General features: G+C 72.2%; 6 protein-coding genes and 1 pseudogene. 1 reads left to right on the top strand and 6 read right to left on the bottom strand.

All coding sequences use genetic code 11. The features are described from left to right. From VQ02_RS28385 to VQ02_RS28365, 5 genes are all read right to left on the bottom strand, one after another. Nucleotides 1-1832, bottom strand: a 1832-nt coding sequence (locus VQ02_RS28385) for a PAS domain S-box protein (RefSeq protein ID WP_157080851.1), incomplete at its 3' end; no start/stop codon positions are given. A 316-nt stretch (nucleotides 1833-2148) separates the two neighbouring features. Then, a complete protein-coding gene (locus VQ02_RS28380) occupies nucleotides 2149-3510 on the bottom strand; it encodes a hypothetical protein (RefSeq protein WP_048447601.1) in 1362 nt (453 codons plus the stop codon). A gap of 72 nt (nucleotides 3511-3582) precedes the next feature. Further along, nucleotides 3583-4875, bottom strand: coding sequence for an adenylosuccinate synthase (locus tag VQ02_RS28375; protein WP_048447600.1), 1293 nt, complete (start codon nucleotides 4873-4875; stop codon nucleotides 3583-3585). 162 nt (nucleotides 4876-5037) lie between these two features. Further along, nucleotides 5038-5400: a hypothetical protein gene (locus VQ02_RS28370; RefSeq protein WP_048447599.1), complete on the bottom strand. Its 363-nt coding sequence runs from the start codon at nucleotides 5398-5400 to the stop codon at nucleotides 5038-5040. An 88-nt stretch (nucleotides 5401-5488) separates the two neighbouring features. Beyond that, on the bottom strand, nucleotides 5489-6340 hold the full coding sequence (locus VQ02_RS28365) for a D-amino-acid transaminase (RefSeq protein WP_048447598.1): 852 nt from the start codon (nucleotides 6338-6340) through the stop codon (nucleotides 5489-5491). 219 nt (nucleotides 6341-6559) lie between these two features. Here VQ02_RS28365 and VQ02_RS28360 point away from each other — a divergent pair, with 219 nt between their 5' ends. After that, entirely contained in the window at nucleotides 6560-7486 is a 927-nt protein-coding gene (locus VQ02_RS28360) for a dihydrodipicolinate synthase family protein (protein ID WP_048447602.1), read from the top strand. A gap of 197 nt (nucleotides 7487-7683) precedes the next feature. Here VQ02_RS28360 and VQ02_RS28355 read toward each other — a convergent pair. Beyond that, nucleotides 7684-7902 (bottom strand): annotated as a pseudogene (locus VQ02_RS28355) (dihydrodipicolinate synthase family protein); the annotation flags it as partial.

The following is a 7902-nucleotide window of genomic DNA, read 5'->3' as shown; positions in this document are numbered from 1 at the left end:
ATCTTCTGCGACTGGCGCAGCTGCTCCTCCGCCTGCATCAGCTCGGCGGTCCGCTCCGTCACGCGCTGCTCCAGGGTCCCGGTCAGGGCGCGCAGCTGGGCGATGGCACGGTCGCGCTCCTGCTCGACGGTGCGGCGCTCCTCGACGTCGAGGAGCACGCCAGGGAAGCTCAGCGGCGTCCCGTCCGGACCGTGATCGACGCGGCCGTTGGCCTCGATCCAGTAGTAGTGACCGTCGGCGCGGAGCACCCGGTACTGGTGCGCGTAGGCGCCGCCCCGGGCGATCGCCTCGTTGATCGCCGCCGCCAGTCCGGCCTGGTCGTCCGGGTGGACGGTCGCGACGATCCGGGCGAGCGGGATGCCCTCCCGGCCGAGCGCGGGATCGAGGCCGAAGCTGCGGGCGAAGCCCTCGTCGACGGTGAACCGGTCGGTGGGCAGGTCCCAGTGCCACGTCCCGATGATCGCGCCGGCCGCCATGGCCAGCTGGACGCGCTCCACGTTCTCGCGCGCGAGCGCCTCGCTGGCGCGCAGGCGCTCCTCGGCGTTGCGCCGCTCGGTCACGTCGTTGAAGATGATCGCGATCTGCCGGTCCTTCGGCTCGCCGACCGGGACGGCCCGGACGTCGAACCAGCGCTTGAACGCCTCGGCATAGCTCTCGAAGTTCGTCGGCTCCCGGGTCTTGGCGACGCGCCCGTAGGTCTCGAACCAGAACGGCTCCAGGTCCGGGGCGAACTCGGTGACCCACTTGCCGCGCAGGTTGACGCCCGCCTCCCGCTCGAAGGCCGGGTTGGCCTCGAGAAAGCGGTAGTCCACCGGCCGGTCGTCGGCGTCGAACTTGACCTGAACGATGGCGAAGGCCGCCTCGACCGTGTCCAGGATCGTCCGGAAGCGCTCCTCGCTCGCGCGCAGGGCGGTTTCCGCCGTGCGCATCCCGGTCAGGTCGAGCATGGCGCCGATCATGCGCACGGCCCGGCCCGCGGCGTCGCGGATCACGTGGCCCCGGTCGAGCACCGCCGCGTAGGTGCCGTCCCCGCGGCGGAAGCGGTACTCGCCGGTCCAGGCGGCGTCGGCGCCGTCGATCACGGCGTGGAGGGAGGGGTCGATGCGGATCCGGTCGTCCGGGTGGATCTGGGCGATCCACCAGTCGCCGGTCGGCACGACGCTCTCGGGGGCGTGGCCGTACGCCCGGGACAGCGCCTCGTTCCAGAGCACGCTGCCGGTCGTGAGATCCCAGTCCCAGATCGCGTCGTTGGTCGCCCGGGCGGCCAGCCGGTAGCGGTCCTGCGCTTCCTTGAGGGCGAGGCCGGCCAGGTGCTCGGCGGTGCGGTCGCGCAGGATCTTCACGAAGCCGAGATGCGCGCCGGCCTCGTCGCGCAGCGGCATCAGCTCGCCCGAGGCCCAGAACCGCCGGCCGTCCTTGCGCAGGTGCCAGCGCTCGTCGGACACCCGCCCCTCGTGCAGCGTCTGCCGCATCTCCTGCCGGACGCGGTCCTCCGCCCGGTCCTCGGGCGTGTAGAATCGGTCGGCGCCCTGGCCACGCATCTCCGCGGCGGTCCAGCCCATCACGCGTTCCGCGCCGGGGTTCCAGTCGGTGATGACGCCCGCGGGGTCCGTGACGATCATGGCGACGTCGACCGCGCTGTCGAAGATCGCCCGCTGGCGCGCCTCGCTGCGGGCCAGCGCCGCCCGGCTGGCCGCGAGGGCGGCCACCAGGTCCTGCGGGGCCGCCGTGTCGCCCGGCCGGCGCGCCGCATCGATCCCGGCCGCTTCGAGGGCCGCGCGCAGGCAGTCGTTCTCCGCTTCAAGTTCTTCGCGCGAAAGGGTTGTCGGCACGGTCCCGGCCACAGGTCTGTCTTTCCTCAGGGTCAGGCTTCTATCGACGACCCGTGGCACGCACAACGCGATCGAGCGCCGCCGAGGTCCGGGCACGCTGCCGGGCCGCAGGGCGGAAGTCCGTTCCCGCACCCGGCGCGCCCGGACGGCATGGTGGGATTGGGCGGGCCGCCCGATGTTCCGGGCGTTCACGCGGTGTGCAAGACGGCCAACCGGCCGGCAGCCCGAAAGTCCCGAGCCGCCTGACGAGGTCGGGGCTGTTCCGGGCGCGCCAGGCTCGTTCGATCAGCCGGCCGGGCTCAGCCCCGCGACGTCCTCACGGCTGCCATTGCTCGAACGCCTCGCGCAGCACCTTCTCCCCGGCATTGCCCTTCTCGAAGGTCAGGATCGCCCGGTTGCCGTTGGCGTAGCGGAGCGGCAGGTCGACCCAGTTGCGCTTGAGCAGGAGGTCGGTGTTGCGCTCGATGTCGGCCTTCAGGTTGGAGAGGCCAATCAGGAAGAGGTTATCGCGCACCGGCACCGGCAGGCCCGAAACCGGCGAGCCGCGGCCGGATTCGTCGTCCTTGAACTGGATCAGACCGACGTCCCGCACCGTCCGGTTCGGATCGGAGCTGGTAAAGGTGAGCTCGATGATGTGCGAGGCCGGCAGCGTCGCGTCGGTGTTGCGCCGCAGGACCATCGCCAGGCTCAGACCGGCCTCGGGCGCGTCGACGGTCGCCCGCACCACGGTCTGCAGCGGCTGGCCCTGGCCGGCATTCACCGCGTCGAGGCGCCAGACCACCCGGGCCTGCGTCGCCTTCGGCGTGTTGCCCTGAGCGCCGTTCTCCTCGTAGAGGGTGCCGCGCTGCGCCACCGCGATGTCGGGCGTCGGCGACGGACGCGGCGCGCTGCCCTGGCCGGCGGGGGGCGTCGGCGCGGGCGCCGGCGCCGGGGGTGCCCGCTCGCCCCCGACCCGGTCGGCGAACTTCGAGTCCTGGTTCTCGGCCGGCCGGTTGGGACCGTTCTCGACGAAGCCCGTCGGCAGGGCGGCCGGGTTGTCGCGCAGGGACCAGGCGGTGACCGCGATGGCCCCGACGATCGAGGCCAGCACCACCGCCACGATGCCGTTGCGGACCAGGCGCGAGCGGTCGCGCTTGGGCGCCACCACGTCGAGGCGAGGGCGCTGCGCCGCCGCGGCGCCGGATTCGAGGGTGGTGGTCTCCTCGGCGGGCTCCGCGGGCCGCGGCCGCCCGGGCGGCAGCTTCAGCTCGACCGGCGGACCGGCCTCCGGCAGGGTATCGGTGGGCTCCGGGGCGGCCGGCGGCGGCTCCTCCGGCACGGGCTCGGCGACGGCCCGGGGAAGGCCGGGAGGCTTGATCTCCGGGGACTTGGGTTCAGAGAACTTGGGTTCCGGGGATTCGGGCGGGGCCGGCGGCTCCGGGGGAGCGGGCGGCTCCGGCTCGGGCGCGACCGGCGACGGCTCGGGCAGGCCGCCGTGCTCGATCTCCAGCCGCGCGATCGCCCTGTCGAGGGAGACGCGCTCCGCCTCGATGTCGGCTTCCGACAAGGGCGGGTCGAGGGAGCGGAGCTGGCCGATCAGGGCCGCGCGCGCCCGCTCGTAGACCGTGTGCCGCATGTCGGGCGAACGGTCAGGCAGGGCCTCAAGGGCGCGGGCGAGCAGGGGATAGTAATCGGCCATGGTCGCCGCATGCCTTGTCGTGCGGGGCGGCGGGCGTCAAGCTTCGCCCGCCGGGAACGCGCCGGATTCCGCTCAATCCTCGAAGGGGTTGTGGACCAGGATGGTGTCGTCGCGCTCCGGCGAGGTCGACAGCAGGGCGACGGGCGCGCCGATCAGCTCCTCGATGCGGCGCACGTACTTGATCGCCTGGGCCGGCAGGTCGGCCCAGGAGCGGCCGCCCGCGGTGGTCTCGCTCCAGCCCTCGAACGCCTCGTAGATCGGCTCGACCCGGGCCTGGTCGGCCTGGCTCGCCGGTAGGTGGTCGATCTCGCGGCCGTCGAGGCGGTAGCCGGTGCAGATCTGGATCGTGTCGAAGCCGTCGAGGATGTCGAGCTTGGTCAGCGCGATGCCGTCGATGCCCGACGTCCGCACGGTCTGGCGCACCAGGGCGGCGTCGAACCAGCCGCAGCGGCGCTTGCGCCCGGTGACGACGCCGAACTCGCGGCCCCGCTCGCCGATGCGCTCGCCGATCGCGTCGGTCAGCTCGGTCGGGAAAGGCCCCTCGCCGACCCGGGTGGTGTAGGCCTTGACGATGCCGAGCACGTAGCCGATCGCCCCCGGGCCGAGGCCCGATCCGGTGGCCGCCTGCGCCGCCACGATGTTGGACGAGGTCACGTAGGGATAGGTGCCGTGGTCGACGTCGAGGAGGGCGCCTTGCGCGCCCTCGAACAGGATGCGCTTGCCGGAGCGCCGCGCGTCGTCGAGGAGCGACCACACCGTGTCGGCGAAGGGCAGGATCTTCGGCGCGATGGCGAGCAGCTCGGCCTTCAGCGCCGCGCCGTCGATCTCCTCGATGCCGAGGCCCCGGCGCAGGGCGTTGTGGTGGGCGAGCAGCCGGCCGATCTTGGCGTCGAGCATCTCGGCATCGGCGAGGTCGACGACGCGGATCGCCCGGCGGCCGACCTTGTCCTCGTAAGCCGGGCCGATGCCGCGCTTGGTGGTGCCGATCTTCAGGACCGCGTTCGAGGTCTCGCGGAAATGGTCGAGCTCGCGGTGCAGCGGCAGGATCAGGGTCGCGTTGTCGGCGATGCGCAGGTTCTCGGGCGTGATCGCCACGCCCTGCTGGCCGATCCGGGCGATCTCGTCGACGAGGTGCCAGGGATCGACCACCACGCCGTTGCCGATGACCGAGAGGGTGCCGCCGCGCACCACGCCCGAGGGCAGCAGCGACAGCTTGTAGGTCACGCCGTCGATGACGAGGGTGTGCCCGGCATTGTGCCCGCCCTGGAAGCGCACCACGACGTCGGCCTGCTCGGAGAGCCAGTCGACGATCTTGCCCTTGCCCTCGTCGCCCCACTGGGCGCCCACGACGACGACGTTCGCCATATCACAAATACCCGTCCCTGCCCGCCGCGCGAAAAGCCCCGGCGCATGGAGAGCGCGGGGCTGATCGGCTGCGGATGGTGTCACGCGTGTGCGCTCTTCGGCGATCCCGGCCGGGAAATCAAGCGAAGCCCGGGAGATGCGCCCTGCGCGGGCCTCGCGGCCCTACTTCGCCTCGGTGCCCGGGCCCTGGCCGGGCAGCTGGCCGGGCTTGATCACCGGCGTCGAGTTCGGGGTCGGCTCCGGCGGCTTGACCGCCATGTCCGGGGCGCCGGTGGCCGGCGGCTTGATCACGCCGTCGGATTGCTGGAGCCGGTCGCTCAGGGTCGAGCCGGTGGTGTCGGACTTGTCGGCGTTCGAGGTCGCGTCGCCGGGCCGCACCTTCTCGGGGATGGTCTGGTTCAGGGGCGGCAGGTTCGGGTCGCGGGTGCGCCCCTGCAGGGGCACCTCGGGCGACTGGGCCAGGGCGGTGGAGGCGCCGGCCACAATCGCCAGCGCCGCGAGGCCGCCGCGCATCAGCTTGGACATCGGGTTTCTCCCAAGGAATCGGGTCTCCTCAGGGAAACCGGGCCGGCACCCGACGGTTCCGGCCCCGCTTTCGGTCGATGGCCCGGGCTCAGCCGGCAGCCGCCATCTCCAGGTAGAGGCCGCGCAGGCGCCGGGTCAGCGGGCCGGGCTGGCCGCCGCCGACGCGCTTCCCGTCGATCTCGATCACCGGCATCACGAAGGCGGAGGCCGAGGTGAAGAACGCCTCGGACGCCTGGACCGCCTCCTCGACCGTGAAGGCGCGCTCCTCGACCGTGAGGCCGTTCTCCTCGGCGAGCCGCATCACCGCCCGGCGGGTGATGCCCGGCAGCAGCGCCGTCGAGAGCGGGCGGGTGACGATGCGCCCGTCCTCGGTGATGATGAAGGCGGTCGAGGAGCCGCCCTCGGTGACGAAGCCGTCCTCGTGCATCCACGCTTCCGCGACGCCGGCCGCCGCCGCCTGCTGCTTGGCCAGCACCTGGGCGAGCAGCGCCACCGACTTGATGTCCCGGCGCTTCCAGCGCAGGTCGTCGACGGTGATGACCTTGGCGCCGCGCTCGGCGAGCGGGTTCGCCGAGACGTTCTTGGCTTGGGTGAACATCACCACGGTCGGCGGGGTGCCCTCGGGCGGGAAGGCGAAATCGCGCTCGGCGACGCCGCGGGTGACCTCCATGTAGACGAGGCCTTCCTGGAGGGAATTGCGGGTGACCAGCTCCTCCTCGAGCCGCGTCCACTCGGCGATGGTGTGAGGATTGCGGATGCCGATCTCGCCCAGGGAGCGGTCGAGGCGGGCGAGGTGCGCCTCGTTGTCGACGAGGCGCCCGTTCAGCACCGCGCTGACCTCGTAGATGCCGTCGGCGAACAGGAACCCGCGGTCCATGATCGGGATCGTCGCCTCCTCGAAGGGCACGAAGCGGCCGTTGACGTAGACGATGCGGGACATGCGGGTCTTCCTCTCGCGGGGCGCGGCTCCCTCGGTGCCGTCCCTCTTGCACGGCTGTGCACGAACAAGCGACTCTTGAAGCACCAGCCGCGGGCCGGCCGCAAGCGCGATTCCGGTCGCCCCGCCCTGCACGGATCGGGCCCGCGGAAGGCGCCTGCGGCGGTTGCGCCGATCGCGGGCCACGACCTATCGTCCGGCGACCTCGAGAGGACCCAAGACATGCGGCTCACCCCCGACGCGAAGGGCGTCTTCCCCATCGCCCCGACCCCGTTCCACCCGGACGGCCGCATCGACGAGGCCTCGGTCGACCGGATGACCGATTTCTACGGCGAGATCGGCGCCACCGGCCTCACCGTGCTCGGCATCATGGGCGAGGCGCCCAAGCTCGACGGCGCCGAGGCGGTGGCGGTCGCCTCGCGGGTGATCCGGCGCACCAAGCTTCCGGTCATCATCGGCGTCTCGGCCCCGGGCTTCGCCGCGATGGGCTCGCTCACCCGGGCGGTGATGGATGCGGGCGCGGCGGCCGTGATGATCGCGCCGCCGCCGTCGTTGCGTACCGACGACCAGATCGTCGGCTACTACGCCCAGGCCGCCGAGGTGATTGGGCCCGACGTGCCGTTCGTGATCCAGGACTATCCCCTCACCCTGAGCGTGGTGATGACGCCCGGCGTGATCCGCCGCATCGTCACCGACAACCCTAATTGCGTCATGCTCAAGCACGAGGACTGGCCCGGGCTGGAGAAGATCTCGACCTTGCGCGGGTTCCAGCGCGACGGCTCGCTGCGGCGGATCTCGATCCTGTGCGGCAATGGCGGCCTGTTCCTCGACTTCGAGTGCGAGCGCGGGGCGGACGGCGCCAATACCGGCTACGCCTTCCCGGAGATGCTGGTCGACGTGGTGCGGCTCTCCGCTTCCGGCGAGCGCGAGCGCGCCCACGACATCTTCGACGCCCACCTGCCGCTCCTGCGCTACGAGCAGCAGCCGGGCTTGGGCCTCGCGGTGCGCAAGTACGTGCTGATGCGCCGGGGCATCCTGGCCTCGGACGCCCAGCGCAAGCCCGGGGCCGGATTGTCCGCGACGGCGAAGACCGAGGTGGATTTCCTGCTGGAGCGGCTGGGGCGGCATGATCCGCGGGCGCGGGTCTGACGCTCACCTCGGGCGGCGTCCTCCTGGTGGATGCGCAGGACGAAACCTGCGGCGGCCGCGATGTCAGTCAGCGCGTCGAGCGCGAACTCGTCGAGCTGGGCCGTGCATCAGGTCGTTGAGCCGCGGGCAGGTCAGGCTGAGGCGGGCCGCCTGCTCCTGCGGCACGCCCCGGCTTTACAGCCGCGCGAGGTCATCCATCACCCCGTCGCCCGCGGATCATGCCGCCCCAGCCGCTCCAGCAGGAAATCCACCTCGGTCTTCGCCGTCGCGGACAATCCGGCCCCGGGCTTGCGCTGGGCGTCCGAGGCCAGGATGCCCCGGCGCATCAGCACGTACTTGCGCACCGCGAGGCCCAAGCCCGGCTGCTGCTCGTAGCGCAGGAGCGGCAGGTGGGCGTCGAAGATGTCGTGGGCGCG

Source organism: Methylobacterium variabile (assembly GCF_001043975.1).
In the GTDB taxonomy this organism is placed as follows: domain Bacteria; phylum Pseudomonadota; class Alphaproteobacteria; order Rhizobiales; family Beijerinckiaceae; genus Methylobacterium; species Methylobacterium variabile.
This window is presented reverse-complemented; position numbering and strand designations above follow the sequence as displayed.

What these genes read in the sequence shown, in the direction of transcription:
- VQ02_RS28380 (WP_048447601.1), bottom strand. Translation starts at nt 3,510, where the DNA reads ATGGCCGATTACTATCCCCTGCTCGCCCGCGCCCTTGAGGCCCTGCCT.
- VQ02_RS28375 (WP_048447600.1), bottom strand. Translation starts at nt 4,875, where the DNA reads ATGGCGAACGTCGTCGTCGTGGGCGCCCAGTGGGGCGACGAGGGCAAG.
- VQ02_RS28370 (WP_048447599.1), bottom strand. Translation starts at nt 5,400, where the DNA reads ATGTCCAAGCTGATGCGCGGCGGCCTCGCGGCGCTGGCGATTGTGGCC.
- VQ02_RS28365 (WP_048447598.1), bottom strand. Translation starts at nt 6,340, where the DNA reads ATGTCCCGCATCGTCTACGTCAACGGCCGCTTCGTGCCCTTCGAGGAG.
- VQ02_RS28360 (WP_048447602.1), top strand. Translation starts at nt 6,560, where the DNA reads ATGCGGCTCACCCCCGACGCGAAGGGCGTCTTCCCCATCGCCCCGACC.